At 65.0% G+C, this 16,718-nt stretch carries 20 protein-coding genes, 2 tRNA genes and 1 riboswitch; of the genes, 11 read left to right on the top strand and 11 right to left on the bottom strand.

Features of this window, described 5'->3' with window-relative positions:
* Window positions 1-59: 59 nt before the first annotated feature.
* From AC6H42_RS21485 to AC6H42_RS21440, 10 genes are all read right to left on the bottom strand, one after another.
* Window positions 60-135, bottom strand: a tRNA-Lys gene (locus tag AC6H42_RS21485).
* A 29-nt stretch (window positions 136-164) separates the two neighbouring features.
* Window positions 165-240 (bottom strand) — tRNA-Lys (locus AC6H42_RS21480).
* An 87-nt stretch (window positions 241-327) separates the two neighbouring features.
* Window positions 328-1,095, bottom strand: coding sequence for a tol-pal system protein YbgF (gene ybgF / locus AC6H42_RS21475; RefSeq protein ID WP_057157766.1), 768 nt, complete (start codon window positions 1,093-1,095; stop codon window positions 328-330).
* Between the two features lie 87 nt (window positions 1,096-1,182).
* On the bottom strand, window positions 1,183-1,710 hold the full coding sequence (gene pal, locus AC6H42_RS21470) for a peptidoglycan-associated lipoprotein Pal (RefSeq protein ID WP_057157767.1): 528 nt from the start codon (window positions 1,708-1,710) through the stop codon (window positions 1,183-1,185).
* Window positions 1,711-1,745: 35 nt separating this feature from the next.
* Window positions 1,746-3,020: a Tol-Pal system beta propeller repeat protein TolB gene (gene tolB / locus AC6H42_RS21465; RefSeq protein ID WP_057157768.1), complete on the bottom strand. Its 1,275-nt coding sequence runs from the start codon at window positions 3,018-3,020 to the stop codon at window positions 1,746-1,748.
* Between the two features lie 8 nt (window positions 3,021-3,028).
* Window positions 3,029-3,958 carry a cell envelope integrity protein TolA gene (tolA, locus tag AC6H42_RS21460; protein WP_307188304.1) on the bottom strand — a complete coding sequence of 310 codons (930 nt, stop codon included), beginning with the start codon at window positions 3,956-3,958 and terminating at the stop codon, window positions 3,029-3,031.
* 2 nt (window positions 3,959-3,960) lie between these two features.
* Window positions 3,961-4,401, bottom strand: coding sequence for an ExbD/TolR family protein (locus AC6H42_RS21455; protein ID WP_057157769.1), 441 nt, complete (start codon window positions 4,399-4,401; stop codon window positions 3,961-3,963).
* 15 nt (window positions 4,402-4,416) lie between these two features.
* Window positions 4,417-5,106 carry a protein TolQ gene (gene tolQ / locus AC6H42_RS21450; RefSeq protein WP_057157770.1) on the bottom strand — a complete coding sequence of 230 codons (690 nt, stop codon included), beginning with the start codon at window positions 5,104-5,106 and terminating at the stop codon, window positions 4,417-4,419.
* Window positions 5,107-5,110: 4 nt separating this feature from the next.
* Window positions 5,111-5,533 (bottom strand): tol-pal system-associated acyl-CoA thioesterase, encoded by a 423-nt coding sequence (gene ybgC / locus AC6H42_RS21445; RefSeq protein ID WP_056397459.1) that lies wholly within the window; start codon window positions 5,531-5,533, stop codon window positions 5,111-5,113.
* A gap of 106 nt (window positions 5,534-5,639) precedes the next feature.
* Window positions 5,640-6,386, bottom strand: a complete 747-nt coding sequence (locus AC6H42_RS21440; RefSeq protein WP_057157771.1) for an SDR family oxidoreductase — start codon at window positions 6,384-6,386, stop codon at window positions 5,640-5,642.
* 85 nt (window positions 6,387-6,471) lie between these two features.
* A riboswitch (ZMP/ZTP riboswitch) is annotated at window positions 6,472-6,591 on the top strand.
* A 90-nt stretch (window positions 6,592-6,681) separates the two neighbouring features.
* Between AC6H42_RS21440 and glyA the strand changes: the two genes are divergently transcribed.
* The 11 genes from glyA to AC6H42_RS21385 all read left to right on the top strand — a co-directional run bounded on the left by glyA (window position 6,682) and on the right by AC6H42_RS21385 (window position 16,234).
* Window positions 6,682-7,926, top strand: coding sequence for a serine hydroxymethyltransferase (glyA, locus tag AC6H42_RS21435; RefSeq protein WP_057157772.1), 1,245 nt, complete (start codon window positions 6,682-6,684; stop codon window positions 7,924-7,926).
* Between the two features lie 78 nt (window positions 7,927-8,004).
* Window positions 8,005-8,466, top strand: coding sequence for a transcriptional regulator NrdR (nrdR, locus tag AC6H42_RS21430; RefSeq protein ID WP_497548901.1), 462 nt, complete (start codon window positions 8,005-8,007; stop codon window positions 8,464-8,466).
* A gap of 165 nt (window positions 8,467-8,631) precedes the next feature.
* Entirely contained in the window at window positions 8,632-8,817 is a 186-nt protein-coding gene (locus tag AC6H42_RS21425; protein WP_157201148.1) for a hypothetical protein, read from the top strand.
* A 45-nt stretch (window positions 8,818-8,862) separates the two neighbouring features.
* Window positions 8,863-9,417: a type IV pilus modification protein PilV gene (pilV, locus tag AC6H42_RS21420; RefSeq protein ID WP_497548900.1), complete on the top strand. Its 555-nt coding sequence runs from the start codon at window positions 8,863-8,865 to the stop codon at window positions 9,415-9,417.
* Complete coding sequence (locus AC6H42_RS21415) at window positions 9,414-10,442, top strand: PilW family protein (protein WP_229418329.1); 1,029 nt, start codon at window positions 9,414-9,416, stop codon at window positions 10,440-10,442. The genes pilV and AC6H42_RS21415 overlap by 4 nt, the downstream gene beginning before the upstream one ends.
* Window positions 10,443-10,459: 17 nt before the next feature.
* Complete coding sequence (locus tag AC6H42_RS21410) at window positions 10,460-11,074, top strand: pilus assembly PilX family protein (RefSeq protein WP_497548899.1); 615 nt, start codon at window positions 10,460-10,462, stop codon at window positions 11,072-11,074.
* Entirely contained in the window at window positions 11,071-13,368 is a 2,298-nt protein-coding gene (locus AC6H42_RS21405) for a pilus assembly protein (protein WP_497548898.1), read from the top strand. Before AC6H42_RS21410 ends, AC6H42_RS21405 begins: the two co-directional genes overlap by 4 nt.
* Window positions 13,365-13,820, top strand: a complete 456-nt coding sequence (locus AC6H42_RS21400) for a type IV pilin protein (protein ID WP_057157778.1) — start codon at window positions 13,365-13,367, stop codon at window positions 13,818-13,820. Before AC6H42_RS21405 ends, AC6H42_RS21400 begins: the two co-directional genes overlap by 4 nt.
* A 68-nt stretch (window positions 13,821-13,888) precedes the next feature.
* Window positions 13,889-14,488 (top strand): GspH/FimT family pseudopilin, encoded by a 600-nt coding sequence (locus AC6H42_RS21395; protein WP_497548897.1) that lies wholly within the window; start codon window positions 13,889-13,891, stop codon window positions 14,486-14,488.
* A 12-nt stretch (window positions 14,489-14,500) separates the two neighbouring features.
* A complete protein-coding gene (gene ribD, locus AC6H42_RS21390; RefSeq protein WP_497548896.1) occupies window positions 14,501-15,598 on the top strand; it encodes a bifunctional diaminohydroxyphosphoribosylaminopyrimidine deaminase/5-amino-6-(5-phosphoribosylamino)uracil reductase RibD in 1,098 nt (365 codons plus the stop codon).
* A 9-nt stretch (window positions 15,599-15,607) separates the two neighbouring features.
* Window positions 15,608-16,234, top strand: a complete 627-nt coding sequence (locus tag AC6H42_RS21385; protein WP_057157780.1) for a riboflavin synthase — start codon at window positions 15,608-15,610, stop codon at window positions 16,232-16,234.
* 1 nt (window position 16,235) lies between these two features.
* Here the strand turns inward: AC6H42_RS21385 and AC6H42_RS21380 are convergent, their stop codons facing one another.
* A complete protein-coding gene (locus AC6H42_RS21380; RefSeq protein WP_057157781.1) occupies window positions 16,236-16,658 on the bottom strand; it encodes an OsmC family protein in 423 nt (140 codons plus the stop codon).
* Window positions 16,659-16,718 lie beyond the last annotated feature (60 nt).

The following is a 16,718-nucleotide window of genomic DNA, read 5'->3' as shown; positions in this document are numbered from 1 at the left end:
GAGCGACCAGAAACAAAAAAGCCCACGAACCGAAATTCGTGGGCTTCCTTGATAATTCTTGGTAGGCCGTGCGGGATTCGAACCTGCGACCAACGGATTAAAAGTCCGCTGCTCTACCAGCTGAGCTAACGACCCAAAGGCATAAAACCTTGGCTTCTTTCGAGTGGTAGGCCGTGCGGGATTCGAACCTGCGACCAACGGATTAAAAGTCCGCTGCTCTACCAGCTGAGCTAACGACCCCCGAAAGAAGCAAGATTATAGGGGTGTCCGGCCGTCCTGTCAAATGCTCATGAGCATCAGACTTGCCACAAGCCGCTTGTTTGCCGCCTACTTGCCCTTCAGGCGCTCGCGCGCGGTGGCGGCGGACTCGCTGTCCGGGTACTTGCTGATCAGCTCGGTGAGCGTCTTCTTGGCGTTGGCCGCCGCTTTCAGTTCGGCCTGGCAGCCCGCGATCAGCAGCATGGCTTCCGGCGCACGCGGGCTGTCCGGGTAGGCTTTCACGACCACTTGCTCGGCCAGGATCGCTGCCTTGCAGTCTTTCTGCGCGTAGTGGGTGGTGCCCAGGTAATACTGGGCGTTGGCCGCGTAGCCCGACTCGGGGTACTGGCGCACGAACTCGGCAAACGCGACAGCGGCGGTCTTGAAGTCGCCCGACTTGAACAGCAGCATGGCCGCGTCGTAGGCCTTCTGCTCGCTTGGATCCACGGCGGCGGTCTTGCCGTCGATGGTCACCTGGCGCGGCTCGAGCTTGCGCAGGCGGGCGTCGAGATCGACGTAGAAATCTTTTTGGCGTTTTTGCGTGTTGGCCAGTTCGTTGGCCAGCACTTCCAGCGAGCCGCGCAGTTTGGCGATTTCGCTCATGGTCTGCTCGTGCTGATTGTTCATGTCCAGTGCGACGGACTTGTCGGCTTTGGTGTCGATACGGCCGTTCAACTCGGCGCGCATGGCTTCCACTTTGGCGCGCAGGTCGAGAATGGCTTTGCGGGCTTCGTCGTCGTCGAACAGGGCGGCGCCGGCGTGCAGCGGCAGGAAGGCGCCGGCGGCCAGCAGGGCGGCGGCGGCGGAACGCAGGCCGGATTTGGTCAGTGTCATCATGTGCAGTGCGCTTTCAAAAGAGAAACGGGGCAGGGCGCAGTATAAACTGCGCGCCGCCCCGTGTGTTGCCATACTGCGACTACAGAATTACTTGTAGACGATGTCGGCACGGCGGTTTTGCGCCCATGCTTCTTCGTTGTGGCCTTCGGCTTTAGGCTTTTCCTTGCCCAGCGATACGGCTTCGATCTGGCTCTCTGGCACGCCCAGGGCGGTCATGGCTTTACGGACGGCTTCCGCGCGCTTCTGGCCCAGGGCCAGGTTGTATTCCGCGCCGCCGCGTTCGTCGGTGTTGCCTTGGATCAGGATCGAACGCTTGGCGTTCTTGGTCAGGTAGCCGGAGTGGTTCTGTACCACTGGCTTGCCGTCTTCACGCACGACGTAGCTGTCGAAGTCGAAGTATACCGAACGCTGGGCCAGCACGCCTTTAGGATCGTCCAGTGGATCGATCGAAGCGGTGCTGACCGGCGCCACTGGGCGGGTTGGCTCAGGGGTAGGGGCGGCAGCGACTGGCTTTTCTTCCACTTTCGCTGGTTCTGCCACTTTTACTGGGGTCGAGCAAGCCGACAGCAGGGCTGCGGTGCTGAGGATGAAGGCTACGCTTTTAACGTTACGCATTTTTAGTTCTCCTGGTCGTTGATGAAAGACTGCATTTACTTCATGAAAGGACCCCAGGTGGGCTCCTTGATATTACCCGCTTGAATCGTCAAGCGTTGCTTTACGCGGCCGTCGACCGACACCACAGCCAGCGATTTGCGGCCGCCCGAGACGGTCGCGTACAGCAAGTACTTGCCGTTCGGAGCGAAACTGGGCGACTCGTCGCTGGTGGTGTCGGACAGGCGTTGTTCCTGGCCGGAGGCGAGATCCATCACGTAAAGCTGGAAGTTGCCGCCGTCGCGCCGGGAGATGTAAGCCAGCGTGTTTCCGTCCGAGGAAATACGCGGGCTGATGTTGTAGCTGCCGCTGAAAGTGACGCGCTTGGCGTCGCCGCCGCTGGCGCTCATGCGGTAGATCTGCGGGCCGCCGCTGCGGTCGCTGGTGAAGTAGATGTACTGGCCGTCGGCCGAGAACTGCGGCTCGGTGTCGATGCCGGAGCTGTTCGAGATGCGGCGGATGCCGCTGCCGTCGGCGTTGGCGATGTAGACCTGGGTGTTGCCCGACTTGGACAGGGCCACGGCCACCTTGCTGCCGTCCGGCGACCAGGATGGCGCCGAGTTGCTGCCTTTCTCGTTGGCGATGACGGTGCGTGCGCGCGTGACCAGGTTCTGCACGTACACCACCGGCTTCTTCTGCTCGAACGACACATAGGCCACCTTGTTGCCGTCCGGCGACCAGGAAGGCGAAATGATGGGTTCGTTGGAGATCAGCGCCGGCTGTTCGTTCTCGCCGTCCGAGTCGGCCACCACCAGGCGGTACTGGCGGCCTTGCTGGGCCACGTAGGCCACGCGCGTGGCGAAGGCGCCGCGCACGCCGGTCAGCTTTTCAAACACGTCGTCGGCGATCTTGTGGGCCGCCAGGCGGGTTTCGTTGGGGTGCGCGGACTGGTCCAGCTGCGACAGCTTGGTGGCCTTGATGGTGTCGAACAGCTTGTAGCGCACGTCGAAGGCGCCGTTGGCCAGCTTGCTCACGGTGCCGACCACGATGGCGTTGGCGCCGCGCGATTTCCACTGGCTGTAGTCGACGTCGTTGACGTTGCTGACCGTACCGGCGTCGATGATCTTGAACATGCCGCTGCGTTCCAGGTCGGCCTTGATGATGGCCGAGGCCTGGCTAGGGGCCAGGTTTTCGTCGGCGAAGGCGGCCACGGCGATCGGGATCTGGTTGCTGCCGACGCCCGAAATTTCCACGCGCAGCTGCGCGTAGGCGTTCAGGCTGGCCAGCAGGCTGGCGGCGACAAGGGCATTGGTCACGCTAGTCAGTTTTTTCATATTGGTTCTCAAGGCAAATCTTTCATGTTGAATCCTGCGGTAATCTCGCGTTCCACCGAGCCGTCTTTCTTCTTCGGCAAAGGCGACGACTTGGCGATGGCTGCTTCCACCGCCAGGTCGTAGGCGGGAATACCGCTACTCTTGATCTTCCGGACCGAAATAATTTCCCCAGTTGGCAGTTGCTCGATCTTGAACTCGGCGCGCGGGTTGCCGGCGGTGTCGCCGCCGCCATACGCGATGTTGCTCTTGATCTTGGCGGTAATGGCGGCCACGTAGCCGCTGTCCAGGCGCGGCGCGGTCGCTTTCGCGGCCGTGCCGGTGGTGCCTGCACCAGCGGTGCCCATGATGCGCGCCATATCCGCCGCACGCTGTTTTTCCAGCTTTTTCTGCTCTGCTTCCGCTTTGGCCTTGGCCGCTTTTTCCGCGGCTTTCTTTTCTTCCCTGGCCTTATCTTCCTTGGCCTTTTCTTCCGCCTCTCTCTTTTCCTCGAGTTTTTTCTTCTCGTCGAGCTTCCTCTGGTCCTCGAGCTTCTTCTGCTCGAGGATTTTCTTCGCCTTCTCTTCTTCGACGCGTTCCTTTTCGGCCTTTTCCTTGGCCTTGCGCTTTTGCAGCGCGATGTCCGGATCGACGGCCGGCGGCGGCGCCTCCACTGGTGGCGCTACCACCTTGGGCGGCGGGGCCGGGGTCGGCTCCGGCTCCGGTTCGGGCTCCGGCTTCACCTGCGGCGGCGTCGGCGCGGGCGGCGCGGCGGTCTGGGTGGTCATATCCCACACTTCCGCTTCCACGGCCACCGGCTCGGTGTTCTGCCATGCCACGCCCACCCACAGGAAGAACAGCAGGCCCGCGTGCATGGCCGCAGCCAGGCCGATCGAGCTCCAGCGGTCGTCGCGTTTCGGCACCCGGTACGGGCCGCCTGCGGTTGCGTGTTTCATCGTCATGCTTACTTCGTGGCCAGGCCGACCCGGTTGATGCCCATTTTCTTCGATTCGGAGATCAGCTGGATCACATCGTCGTACTTGCTTTCCTTGTCGCCGGAAATCATCACCGGGTATTCGGGGTGCGCCTCATGCAGCTTGCGCAGCTTGCGTACCAGCGCGTCGCGGTTCGGCTCGGTTTCCGGCGCGTCCGCGTTCTTGCCCTGCACGCCGATCGACAGCGCGCCGTTCGGCTTGATGATGATCTGGATATAGTCGTCCGGCGGGCGGGTGGAGCGCTCGGCTTGCGGCAAGTCCACCTGCGACGGGTTGTTCGACGACGGCATTACCATGAAAATAATCAGCAGCACCAGCATCACGTCGATGTAGGGTACGACGTTGATCTCGGACTTCAGCTTGCGGCTGCCTCGGCTGCCGCGCATGCCGCTGGAGAAAGAAGATGCCATGGTTGTCCTCTCCGCTTAGCGCGACTGGCGCTGCAGGATGTTGGAGAATTCTTCCACAAAGCTCTCGAAACGGATAGCCAGGCGGTCGATATCGTGCGAGAAGCGGTTGTAGGCGACCACGGCCGGAATCGCGGCGAACAGGCCGATGGCGGTGGCGATCAGCGCTTCGGCAATGCCGGGCGCGACGGCGGCCAGCGTGGCTTGCTGCACGTTGGCCAGGCCGCGGAAGGCGTTCATGATGCCCCACACGGTGCCCAGCAGGCCGATGTACGGCGACACCGAGCCGACCGAGGCCAGGAAGGCCAGGTGCGATTCGAGCGCGTCCATTTCGCGCTGGAAGGCGGCGCGCATGGCGCGGCGCGCGCCGTCCAGCACGGCGCCGGCGTCCATTTCGCGGCTGCCCGCGTGCGCGGCCTTGCCCTTGATGAACTCGCCCATGCCCGCTTCGAAGATGCGCGCCAGCGCGCCGCTCTGTTCGCGGTTGCTGCCGGCGCTCTGGTGCAGGGCGTGCAGGTTGCCGCCGGCCCAGAAGGTTTTTTCAAAGTCGATGGTCTGGCGGCGCGCGGCGCGCACGGCGAACATCTTGCGGAAAATGTAGGTCCAGCTGGTGAGCGAGATACCGAGCAGCAGCGCCATGATCAGCTGAACGATCAGGTGCGCGTTGGAGATGAGGGCGATGAAGGAGAGGTCTTGGGTGACGTTCATTGTTTCAGTCTGAGTTTGGGGATGACTCGGCGCCGCGCATGCGTGCCGCTACCACATCGGGGACCGCGCGCGGCCGCAGCGCGGAATCGACGCAACCAACTTTTACGCGCGCCGTGTTGAGCAATTGATCGCCGTTCCAGGCCTGCTGCACGAACTGCAGCGAAGCGCGGCCCAGCTTTTCGATACTTAAGGTTAATTTTAGTACATCGTCCAGTTTGGCTGGCGCATGATACTCGGCGGCGACATTCTTCACGACGAACATGGCGTCGTGCTCCTGCAGCAGGGCGTGCTGGTCAACGCCGATAGCGCGCAGCCATTCGGTCCGCGCGCGTTCGAAAAATTTGAGATAATTTGCGTAATAGACAATACCACCGGCATCGGTGTCTTCGTAATAGACACGGACATTCCAGGTAAAGGCTGAAGGCATGTTGTTCTGACTACTAATGAGATTGGGCAATATTCTACGCGATTTCGCCGGGCAGTTTGAGCATCTTGTAACACTCACTTACGTTTTTCCGGCGAAAACGCTAATTTTAGCCGCGTTTGATGGTGAAAGGGGAGAAACCCTGACAAGTCGGCATCAGTTCGATCTGGTTCACATTCATGTGCGGCGGCAGGGTGGCGATCCAGTAGGCGGTGTTGGCAATATCCTGCGGCGACAGCGGCACCGTGCCTTCGTAGACTTTGGCGGCGGCCGCGTCGTCGCCCTTCAGGCGCACGTTGGAGAATTCAGTGCCGCCGCACAGGCCGGGCGCCAGGTTGGTGGCGCGCACGCCGGTACCCACCAGGTCGGCGCGCAGGTTCAGCGTGAACTGTTCGACAAAGGCCTTGGTGGCGCCGTACACATTGCCGCCCGGGTAAGGGTAGGCGCCGGCGGTGGAGCCGATGTTGATGATGGTGCCGCTGCCGCGCGCCACCATCGCCGGCAGCACGGCATGGGTCATGGTCACCAGACCCTTGCAGTTGGTGTCTATCATGGTTTCCCAGTCGTCCAGCGAGGCTTCGTGGGCCGGCTTGACGCCCAGCGCCAGGCCGGCGTTGTTGACCAGCACGTCGATCTGGCGCCATTCGGCGGGCAGGCGGTCCAGCGCGGCGCGGATGGCGGCTTTGTCGGTGACATCCAGTTCCAGCGGCAGCACCTGCTCGCCCAGTTCGGCGGCCAGCGCCTGCAGGCGCCCGGTGCGGCGCGCGGCGATGATGGCTTTGTGGCCATGGGCGGTGAACACGCGCGCCATGGCGGCGCCGAAGCCGGCGCTGGCGCCGGTGATGAAGACGATCATATTAAGTTCCTTGCAAGATGGCATGGTGGAAATTAGGGCAAGTGTAGCGTAATTGCCTAACTTGATAGTACAATCTGGCTTCCATTACGTCTCACGTGACTGGCGAAAAGCCGGGTCTGCGCTTGCGCGATCTGTCGGCGAAAGGTGGGCATCCACCGGGGAACGTGAGATTTCAAATCAACAGCCGTTCGCCTGGGCAGCCACCGATGGAAAGCACGAAGAGGCTGCTCCTCGCTTATTGGCGTTCCTCATTCGATCCACCTGCCAGATTTACTCTCTCACTTGGAGTTTTTTCATGTTTGCAAAAGATCACACCCTGTCCTCCATCGATCCTGAACTGTTTGCCGCGATCGGCAAGGAAAACACCCGCCAGCACGACCATATCGAGCTGATCGCTTCCGAGAACTACACCTCGCCGGCCGTGATGGAAGCCCAGGGCTCCCAGCTGACCAACAAGTACGCCGAAGGCTATCCAGGCAAGCGCTACTACGGCGGCTGCGAATACGTGGACGTGGTGGAACAGCTGGCGATCGACCGCGTGAAGAAGCTGTTCGGCGCGGAAGCGGCCAACGTGCAACCGAACTCGGGTTCGCAAGCCAACCAGGGCGTGTTCTTCGCCGTGCTGAAACCGGGCGACACCATCATGGGCATGTCGCTGGCTGAAGGCGGCCACCTGACCCACGGCATGGCGCTGAACATGTCCGGCAAGTGGTTCAACGTGGTGTCCTACGGCCTGACCGCGGAAGAGGACATCGACTATGACGCGATGGAAGCGCTGGCCAAGGAACACAAGCCGAAGCTGATCATCGCCGGCGCGTCGGCGTTCTCCAAGAAGATCGACTTCGAGCGTTTCGCCGCCGTGGCGAAATCGGTGGGCGCCTACTTCATGGTCGACATGGCCCACTACGCCGGCCTGATCGCCGCCGGCCTGTACCCGAATCCTGTGCCGCACGCCGACTTCGTCACCTCGACCACGCACAAATCGCTGCGCGGCCCGCGCGGCGGCATCATCCTGATGAAGGCCGAGCACGAGAAGATCATCAACTCGGCCATCTTCCCAGGCATCCAGGGCGGCCCGCTGATGCACGTCATCGCCGGCAAGGCCGTGGCCTTCCAGGAAGCGCTGCAGCCGGCGTTCAAGGAATACCAGCAGCAGGTAGTGAAGAACGCCGACGTGCTGGCCAAGACGCTGATCAAGCGCGGCCTGCGCATCGTCTCGGGCGGTACCGAGTCGCACGTGTTCCTGGTGGACCTGCGCGCCAAGAACCTGACCGGCAAGGAAGCCGAAGCCATCCTGGGCCAGGCGCACATCACCTGCAACAAGAACGGCATCCCGAATGACCCGCAAAAGCCGTTCGTGACCTCGGGCATCCGCCTGGGTTCGCCGGCCATGACCACCCGCGGTTTCAAGGAAGCGGAAGCCGAGCAAGTGGGCAACCTGATCGCCGACGTGCTGGACAACCCGCACGACGAGGCAACCATCGAACGCGTCAAAGCGGCGGTGAAGGTGCTGGCTGACGCGCATCCGGTTTACGCTTAAACATTGTCTTGGTAACATCAGGGGCGCCGTGACCGTGTCGGTCCGGCGCTCTTTTAACATTCGAAAGCGCCGCGCCAGATGAAATGTCCGTTCTGTCAGCATGAAGAAATCCACGTCCTCGACACCCGCGTGTCGGAGGAAGGGGACGCGATCCGCCGCCGCCGCCGCTGCGGCAAGTGCGACAAGCGCTTCACGACCTACGAGCGGATTGAACTTGTGATGCCCTTCGTGGTCAAAAAGAACGGCAGCCGCACGGAATACGCTGCGGCCAAGTTGCGCGGCTCCCTGACGCTGGCCTTGCGCAAGCGGCCCGTCGCGGCTGCCTCGGTGGACCTGGCGGTGCAGGCGATCGAAGAGAAGCTGCTCACCAGCGGCAAGCGCGAAGTCGATTCGCACTACGTCGGCGAGCTGGTGATGCAGGAACTGAAGCGGCTGGACAAGGTGGCCTATATCCGCTTCGCGTCGGTCTACAAGAATTTCGAGGACCTGGCCGAGTTTCAGGACGCTATCGAAGAAGTGGGGCAATCGCCGAAGTCCTAGCGCCCGTTCAGTGGCGCGGGAAAATCTGGTCCAGGCTGCGTCGATGACGGCCTTGGCCCAGTCCTGCGGCTGCGCCGCACCGGCGTTGGCGACCATTGCAGCGATGTCGTCCGGCAACGGCCCGAAACGCTGGCTTAGTTGGAGGGCGAGCAGGGCGGCCTGGCCTTGCTGCATTCCTTGCTGCCGTCTTTGCTGCCGTCCTGGCGGCATCCCTTCCTGCCGTCCGTCCCGCATCGCTTTTTCCTTGGCTTGAGCAAATTCGCGCTGCAGCTCGAAACGGATGGCACATTTTTAAGGAAGAGTTACCTCTGCTTTGATCTGCCGCAAACCGCCCGCCGCGTGCGCTGCTAACTTGCATTCAGGTTGTCCCTCAGTTGGCATGTGCGGAGGTGGCGAATGGTGTCGCAACGGCGGGTGCGCGGCTTGGCGCTGATCGAAGTGCTGGTGGCTGTAGTGGTGCTGGCCATCGGCGTGCTGGGTGCCAGCGCCATGCAGCTGGTGGCGATGCGCGTGCGGTACGAGTCGCAATTGCTGAGCAACGCCGCGCAGATGGCTTCGGCCATGGCCGACCGCATGCGCGCCAACCCCGCCCAGCTCGCGATGGCTTACCTGGCGCTCGACTACGACGCGCACACTGAGCCTGTCCCGGCCGCACCGGGCCGCCAGTGCTGGGCTGCCATGTGCGACAGCGCGGCCATGGCCGACGCCGATATCTACGATCTGAAACGCCAGGTTGCCGCGCAATTGCCGGCCGGACGGGTGCGCATCTGCCGCGACACCGGCATGTGGGCTAGCGGTCAACTGCGCTGGTCCTGTGCCGGCGGCCCCGGTGCGCCGGTCGTTATCAAAATAGGCTGGCGCGGCAGGAATCCCGACGGTACGCCTGCCAAGGATGCAGCGGGCGGCTACTCCCCCGGCGTGGCGCTGGCGATGGCGGGAGCCACGCCATGAACGGCGCAGGGGATGCCATTCAGCGCGCGGCCGCGCCGCTGCGCCGGCGCAGCATGCAGCACGGGACGGCGCGCCGCAACGCGGCCATGCGAGGCTTGGGCCTGGTTGAAATGCTGGTTGCTCTGGCCGTTGGCATGCTGGTCACGCTGGCGGCCAGCGCGCTGGTGGTCAACGCCAGCGCCAACTATGTGCATCACACTGAAAGCGCCCGCCTGAATGACAGCGGCCGCTACGCGCTGGCCATGGTCGGCCAGGCGGTGCGCCAGGCCGCCTTCGTCAACTGGGACGCCGCCGGCGTGCCTCCTGCCACGCTGCCGGAAGCCAGCGCCAACATCAGCGGACTGGACGCGGCCAGCATCAGCCGCACCTCCACTGGCATCGACGAGCCGCTCGCGAACGCGGTCAATGGCAGCGACGTGCTGGCCCTGCGCTTCGCAGGCTCCGGCAGTCCGGACGCGGACGGCTCGGTACTCAACTGTGCCGGGTTCGGTACGGCCGCGGCCGGCACGGAGGCGCAGCGCGGATGGAGCATCTTCTACGTCGCAGCAGGCGGCGACGGCGTGGCCGAGTTACGCTGCAAATACAAGAGCGCAAACAGCTGGGGGGCGGACGCCATCGTGCGCGGCGTGGACTCTTTCCAGGTCCTCTATGGCATCGACACCGACACGCCTTCGGACGGCATCCCCAACCGCTACCTGAACGCCAGCGCCGTCCGCGCGCTGGATGCGGAACTGGTGCTGGAGGGCGCCACGGCAGCGGCAAGGGCGCAGGACTTGAACCGCAAGACCTGGTGGAAGCGCGTCGCCAGCATCAAGGTCGGCTTGCTGCTGCATGGCGAGGCGCATTCGCGCCCCGGCGCGGAAACTGCGCCATACGATTTGCTCGGCGGCGCCTACTCCGCCACTGCGGCCGAGCGCGACCGTGGCGTGCGCATCCAGGAAAGTCTGCTGCCCGAAGTCCAACGCCAGCGCGTGCGGCGGCTGTTTGAAGCATCGATAGCGCTGCGCAACCCGGGAGGTCCGTGATGGCCGTCTTCAGGCAAATGAGTGGCAGCGCTGTGCTGGCCGAGCAGGGCATGGCTTTGCTGGTGACGCTGCTGATGCTGATAGCCGTGTTGTTGCTGGGCGCTTCCGCCGCGCGCACTGCCATGCTGGGCGAGAAGGCGGCGCGCGCGGAGCGGGACCGCTACGTTGCGCTGCAAGCTGCGGAGGATGCGCTGGCCGACGCGGAAAGGGAAATCAATGGCGGCGCCGCCAGCGCGCCGGCCCGTACTGCACTGCTGGCCGCCGGCAATGGCCTGGGGTTTGTTCCGGACTGCGGCATGGGGACCGACAATCCGGCGCTGGGCTTGTGCGCCTACACCGGCGGCGATGCTCCTGTATGGGAAGCCGTCGATCTCGGCGACGACGGCGCGGCCACGCGCTCGGTGCCGTTCGGACGCTACACGGGAGCGATCATGGAGACGGGGCAGGGCTTTCTGCCGTTCAAGCGGCCCCGCTACATCATTGAGCGCGTACCCTACCATCCGCCCGGTGAAGATGCGGGCGCTATGCATTACTTCTACCGGGTGACCGCCATCGGATTCGGTGCGAAAGAGTCGACTGAAGTCGTGCTGCAGGGGAGCTACCGGCGGGCGGATGGGGGAGGTATGCCATGAGCATTCACGCTGGCAAGTGGTCCTGCCGAGCGTGGGCGGGGCTGGCGATTGCTGCTGCGGCTGCCATGGCGCAAGCGGCTGCGGTCGGCCGCGTTACGGAGCACGCTGCCGCCGCGGCGTCGCCACCGCTGGTGGAGCTGGCGTCGGAACCGCTGGGCGCCGGCTGCGTGCCGCGCCCCGACGCTGTGCGCGCTGCGGCGCTGGTGGCGTCCACACCTTCCGGCATGGCCGTGTTTCAGGCCAGCGCGCGCCCGGACGGATGGAGCGGGCACTTCACCCGTTCTGCACTCAGCATGGACGATTCGGGTGTGCCGCAGCTCTCGCCCCCTCAATGGGATGCCGCTGCCTTGCTGGACGCCTTGCCGGATGCGTCCAATGCGCGCCGCATTTACACGTCCAAGGTGGTGCAGGGCGTGCGCCAGACCGTTCCGCTGGCGTGGGATCAGCTCTCCGCAGCGCAGCGTACTGCGTTGAACCGCGCACCGCCGCCGGCGCCGACAGCGTCCGACCAAAGGGGCAAGCAGCGCCTGGCCTGGCTGCGCGGCGACCGCAGCCAGGAAGGCCGCCTGTTCCGCGCGCGCAGCAGCATCCTTGGCGATGCCGTGAACAGCATCCCCGTGTATGCCGGCCCCCCCGATGCCGGCGCGCCTGCCGCTGGCAGTGTCAGCTATCGGACTTTCTACGACAGCAAGCGGTCGCGCCGCCCGGCCGTGTATCTTGGCGCCAACGACGGCATGCTGCACGCGTTCGATGCTGCCAGCGGCGCCGAGCTGTTCGCCTATGTGCCGGACGCCTTGTTTTCCCAGCTGAACCTGCTGCCCGAGCAAGGCTATGAGCACAGCGCTTTCGTGGACGGCCCGGCCGGCGTGGCGGACGCGCAGATGGCGGGCGCCTGGAAAACGGTGCTGATATCGGCCATGGGGGCCGGCGCCCAAGGCGTGTTCGCACTGGACGTCACCAGCCCGTCCACCTTTCCGCAGGGCGGCGGCGCGCTGTGGGAGTTCACCGACCGGGACGACGCTGCGATGGGCAATGTCACGTCGCTGCCGCAGTTGGCCCGGCTACGCCTGAGCAGCGGTGCGGACGACGTCCGCCATTTCGCCATCGTCAGCAGCGGCGTCAATAACCACGCGGCCGACGGCCATGCCGATGCCGGCAATGCGAGTGCCTTGTTCCTGCTCGCGCTCGACAAGCCTGCCGGCGAAGCCTGGCGCCTGAACCGCAACTACTATCGCCTGCACGCGCCCGCAGGCGAGCCGGGACGCGTCAATGCGCTAAGCGCGCCCGCGCTTGTGCTGGACCGCAGCGGCGCCGTGCGCTTTGCCTATGCGGGCGACTTGCAGGGCAACCTGTGGCGCTTCAATTTCAGTGGCGGTGCGCCTTGGCGCAGTGCTGCCGAGGGGCCGGTGTTCGTGGCGCGGGACGCCAATCGCACGCGGCAGCCAATTGCCGGCCAGCCGCGCGCCGTCAATGCGCCGGACGGCGGCTACCTGATCCTGTTCGGGACCGGCCAGCTCTTTGGCGCGCGCGACCGCGATCCGGCCAACTACGCCCAGCAATCGTTCTATGCAGTGCTGGACGATAGCCCGGGCGTCCGCGCCGCGTCGGAAGGCTATCTAGCTTCCGCCGCCCGTACCGCGTCCGTTATCGGCATCGCTGCCGAGGTTCCTGCCACCGCGCAAGCCCGCACCCCGGCCGCGGCGACACCAGGCACAGGCTGGCCACTCGGCAGGGCGGATCTCGCCGAGCGCACTCTTGAAGGCTTGCCCGGCGCCGCCATGCTCGAACTGCAGGGCCGCGCCTTCACGTATGGCGGCGCCGCCGGCCAGCAGGGCTGGTATGTCGACTTTACCGGCACAGCAGGTGGCGAGCGCAGCGTCACCGGCGCATCGGCGGCGCAGGGGCAGGTCTTCTTCAACACGGTCATCACCGGCGCCAGCGCCTGCGCGCCGATCGCCAGCCGCAGTTACGCGATGGATGTGCTGACCGGGCTGGCGCCAAACAGCGAAGGACTGCCCATGTCCGGTGAACCGGCCGGCAGCCTGCTGGCGGACCACCTGCCCGGAGCGCCGGCGGCGATCGTGACGGCCACGGCGCCGGCCGCACGCCAGGCCGGGGGCCGTTCTGCTGTGGCCAAACGCATCACGGCCGTCAACCTGGGCGCGCGGACGGCGAGTGCGCCGGCGTCAACGCGGACCCGTGCCGTGGTCACTGCCGGCCGCATCGGCTGGCGCGAGGTGGCGAACTGGCGTGAGCTGCACCGCGCTGCGCGGGCGAGGGCGGGGCGGCCATGAGCACTTGCCGCAGCGAGGGCTGGACCGTGCTGGAGGTACTCATTGTGCTGGTGATCGGCATGGTGCTGGCCGCCTTCTCCTATCCGTCCTATAGCCAGTTCGTCCTGCGCAGCAAGCGGGTGGAAGGGCAGGCCGCCTTGCAGTTGCTGATGCAGCAGCAAGAGCGCTACTTCAGTGCCCACAACAGCTACATTGTGTTTTCTCCTGCTTCCACCGAGCCGGCCGAGCGACAGTTCAAATGGTGGTCCGGGGCCAGCGCGGCCGGCAGCGCCTACGAGATAGAGGCGAAAGCCTGCGATGACGACACCATTGAAAACTGCGTGCAGCTGATTGCCTCGCCGGGCACAAGCCAGGTGGACGCGAATTACAAGGACGACGAATGCGGAAATCTGATACTGACCAGCACCGGCCTGCGTCTGGCGACAGGCCAGGGCGTGCGCTGCTGGCACTAAGCGGCGGCCATGCCGCAGACCGCGCGCAGGCCGGCTCGGCGCAGGGCGTCAGCATGCAGGCCGTCCACATGCCGTCGCTCCGCTTGCCGTCGCCGCGCCTGTCGCCGCTCCGATTGCCCCCTCGCCGCAGCGCGTCCGCGCACACGCTGATTGAGCTGCTGGTTGCGCTGGCGGTTGCCGCCATCCTGGCCGGCGCCGCGGCCCCCAGCCTGCAAGCCGTGCTGCAAAAGCAGCAACTGCGCGCCGCCCTGAACGACCTGCTGGGCGCCATCGACCTGACCCGCTCCATGGCCATTGCGCGGGGAGGCGTGGTGCTGATGGCGCCCGCCGACCCGAGCGGCGCGGCCTGGCAGCACGGCTGGACCATTTTTGCCGACCTCAACGCCAACCGCCGTCCCGACCCGGGCGAGGAGCGCATCGCCGTCCAGCAGGCACTGGCGGACGGCGTCCATCTCGCTTCGCGCTTCACTTCCGGCACGGGCGCGCAATATCTTGCCTATAATGGCGCTGGGCGCAGCTGCCAGGCTGGCAACAGCCAGGCGGCGCGCTGGGGCACGCTGACGCTGGAAGCCGGCGAGCACAAACGCCTCATCAAGATCAACATGCTGGGCCGGGTAAGGGTGTGCGATCCCGTCGCGCAGCCGGATGTCTGCACCAGCGCAGATTAGACAAGCGAAACAGTGGAAATCAACAACGACACCGAAGGCATGGCGCTGGCCCTGGAATGGGCCGCCAAGGGGCTGTACACCACTTCGCCCAACCCGCGCATCGGCTGCGTCATCGTGCGCGGCGGCCGGGTGATCGGCGCCGGCGTAACCCAGCCTGCCGGGCAGGACCATGCGGAAATCCAGGCCATGAAGGACGCGCAGGCGCGCGGCCACGACGTGCGCGGCGCCACCGCTTACGTCACGCTCGAACCGTGCAACCACCACGGCCGTACGCCGCCATGTTCGGACGCGCTGGTGCGTGCGGGCCTGGGCCGCGTGGTCGCTGCAATGGAGGACCCGAATCCGCTGGTAGCGGGACAGGGCCTGGCCAAGCTGGCGGCGGCCGGCATCGAGGTCTCCAGTGGCTTGCTGGCGCAGCAGGCGTATGAGCTGAACATCGGTTTCTTCTCGCGCATGACGCGCGGCCTGCCGTGGGTGCGCATGAAAACCGCCGCCAGCCTGGACGGCATGACGGCGCTGCACAATGGCCAGAGCCAGTGGATCACCGGCCCCGAGGCGCGCGCCGACGGCCACGCCTGGCGCGCACGCGCCTGCGCCATCCTGACCGGCATCGGCACGGTCAAGGCGGACGATCCGCAATTGACCGTGCGCTCGGTGGACACCCCGCGCCAGCCGCGCCGCGTCGTGGTGGACAGCCGCCTGGACATCAGTCCGTCCGCGCGCGTGCTCGAAGGCGGCGGCACCTGGGTGGTGGCTGCCGTCGGCGACCCTGAAAAGGAAGCCGCGCTGCGCGCCGTGGGCGCCGAGATCATCACGCTGCCCAATCCGCACGGCAAGGTGGACCTGGCGGAGCTGATGCGCGAACTGGGGCACCGCCAGATCAACGAACTGCACGTGGAAGCGGGCGGCAAGTTGAATGGCTCCCTGATACGGGAAGGCTGCGTGGACGAGCTGCTGGTCTACCTGGCGCCCATGCTGCTGGGCGACGCCCAGGGCATGTTCGCCTTGCCCGCGCTGACGGAATTAAGCGGGCGCAAGAGCCTGAAATTCCACCAGGTTCAGCAGATCGGCGCAGATTTGCGTATCCTTGCCAGATTCACTTCACAATGAGATAGCACCATGTTTACTGGAATTGTTGCCGCAGTCGGCAAAATCACTTCGGTCCAGCCCCTCGAAGGCGGCCATGACGCAGGCGTGCGCCTGGAAATCGACGCCGGCGGCCTGCCGCTGGCCGATGTCGCCCTGGGCGACTCGATCGCCCTGAACGGCGCCTGCATGACCGTCATCGAGAAAACCGACACCACCTTCAAGGTCGATGTCTCGCGCGAGAGCCTGAATTGCACCGTGGGACTGGACGGCACCTCCGAAGTCAACCTTGAAAAGGCGCTGACCCTGGCCGAACGGCTCGGCGGCCACCTGGTGTCCGGCCACGTGGACGGCCTGGGCGTGGTACGCAAGTTCGAGCCGGTGGGCGAATCGTGGGAGCTGGTGATCGAAGCGCCGCGCGACCTGGCCAAGTTCCTGGCGTTCAAGGGCTCGGTGGTGGTCAACGGCGTGTCGCTGACCGTCAACCGGGTGAACGACATCGGCAGCGGCGACGGCATGGTGTGCCAGTTCTCGATCAACCTGATCCCGCACACCATTTCCGTCACCACGCTCAAGCACCTGACGGTGGGCGGCAAGGTCAATCTGGAGATCGACCTGATCGCCCGCTACGTCGAACGCATGCTGTCGGCGGGTAAGTAAATCAGAGCAGGGTCGCGTCCAGCGTAATGTTGGCGTTCAGTAGTTTCGATACCGGGCAGCCCGCCTTGGCCTTGGCGGTCAATTCGTCAAAGGTGGCCTTGTCGGCGCCCGGGATTTTCGCCTGCAGCGTCAGGTGCACGGCGGTGATGGAGAAGCCGTCGGCCACCTTGTCGAGCGTCACTTCCGCCTTGGTATCCATTTTTTCGGCGGTCAGCCCGGCTTCTCCCAGGATCAGCGACAGCGCCATCGTGAAGCAGCCCGCGTGCGCGGCGCCGATCAATTCCTCCGGGTTGGTGCCTGGCTTGCCCTCGAAGCGGCTGGCAAAGCCGTAAGGGTAATCCTTCATGGCGCCGCTTTGCGTGCTGATGGCGCCCTTGCCATCCTTGATGCCGCCCGACCAGACGGCCGATCCGTGAGTCTTCATAGTGCCTCCTCATTGTGGGTTACGGGAGTCACCATCCTATGCCGAACCGGGAATGCGCGC

Source organism: Massilia sp. NBRC 108631 (genome assembly GCF_059704565.1).
This window is presented reverse-complemented; position numbering and strand designations above follow the sequence as displayed.

Bases quoted from the DNA above. Each gene is read 5' to 3' on its own strand.
- tolQ (WP_057157770.1), bottom strand. From the start codon at position 5,106: ATGAACGTCACCCAAGACCTCTCCTTCATCGCCCTCATCTCCAACGCG.
- tolA (WP_307188304.1), bottom strand. From the start codon at position 3,958: ATGACGATGAAACACGCAACCGCAGGCGGCCCGTACCGGGTGCCGAAA.
- pilV (WP_497548900.1), top strand. From the start codon at position 8,863: ATGGTGTCGCAACGGCGGGTGCGCGGCTTGGCGCTGATCGAAGTGCTG.
- AC6H42_RS21395 (WP_497548897.1), top strand. From the start codon at position 13,889: ATGCCGTCGCTCCGCTTGCCGTCGCCGCGCCTGTCGCCGCTCCGATTG.
- AC6H42_RS21380 (WP_057157781.1), bottom strand. From the start codon at position 16,658: ATGAAGACTCACGGATCGGCCGTCTGGTCGGGCGGCATCAAGGATGGC.
- AC6H42_RS21415 (WP_229418329.1), top strand. From the start codon at position 9,414: ATGAACGGCGCAGGGGATGCCATTCAGCGCGCGGCCGCGCCGCTGCGC.
- AC6H42_RS21410 (WP_497548899.1), top strand. From the start codon at position 10,460: ATGAGTGGCAGCGCTGTGCTGGCCGAGCAGGGCATGGCTTTGCTGGTG.
- pal (WP_057157767.1), bottom strand. From the start codon at position 1,710: ATGCGTAACGTTAAAAGCGTAGCCTTCATCCTCAGCACCGCAGCCCTG.
- glyA (WP_057157772.1), top strand. From the start codon at position 6,682: ATGTTTGCAAAAGATCACACCCTGTCCTCCATCGATCCTGAACTGTTT.
- ybgF (WP_057157766.1), bottom strand. From the start codon at position 1,095: ATGATGACACTGACCAAATCCGGCCTGCGTTCCGCCGCCGCCGCCCTG.
- AC6H42_RS21385 (WP_057157780.1), top strand. From the start codon at position 15,608: ATGTTTACTGGAATTGTTGCCGCAGTCGGCAAAATCACTTCGGTCCAG.
- nrdR (WP_497548901.1), top strand. From the start codon at position 8,005: ATGAAATGTCCGTTCTGTCAGCATGAAGAAATCCACGTCCTCGACACC.
- ybgC (WP_056397459.1), bottom strand. From the start codon at position 5,533: ATGCCTTCAGCCTTTACCTGGAATGTCCGTGTCTATTACGAAGACACC.
- AC6H42_RS21440 (WP_057157771.1), bottom strand. From the start codon at position 6,386: ATGATCGTCTTCATCACCGGCGCCAGCGCCGGCTTCGGCGCCGCCATG.
- AC6H42_RS21405 (WP_497548898.1), top strand. From the start codon at position 11,071: ATGAGCATTCACGCTGGCAAGTGGTCCTGCCGAGCGTGGGCGGGGCTG.
- AC6H42_RS21400 (WP_057157778.1), top strand. From the start codon at position 13,365: ATGAGCACTTGCCGCAGCGAGGGCTGGACCGTGCTGGAGGTACTCATT.
- tolB (WP_057157768.1), bottom strand. From the start codon at position 3,020: ATGAAAAAACTGACTAGCGTGACCAATGCCCTTGTCGCCGCCAGCCTG.
- AC6H42_RS21455 (WP_057157769.1), bottom strand. From the start codon at position 4,401: ATGGCATCTTCTTTCTCCAGCGGCATGCGCGGCAGCCGAGGCAGCCGC.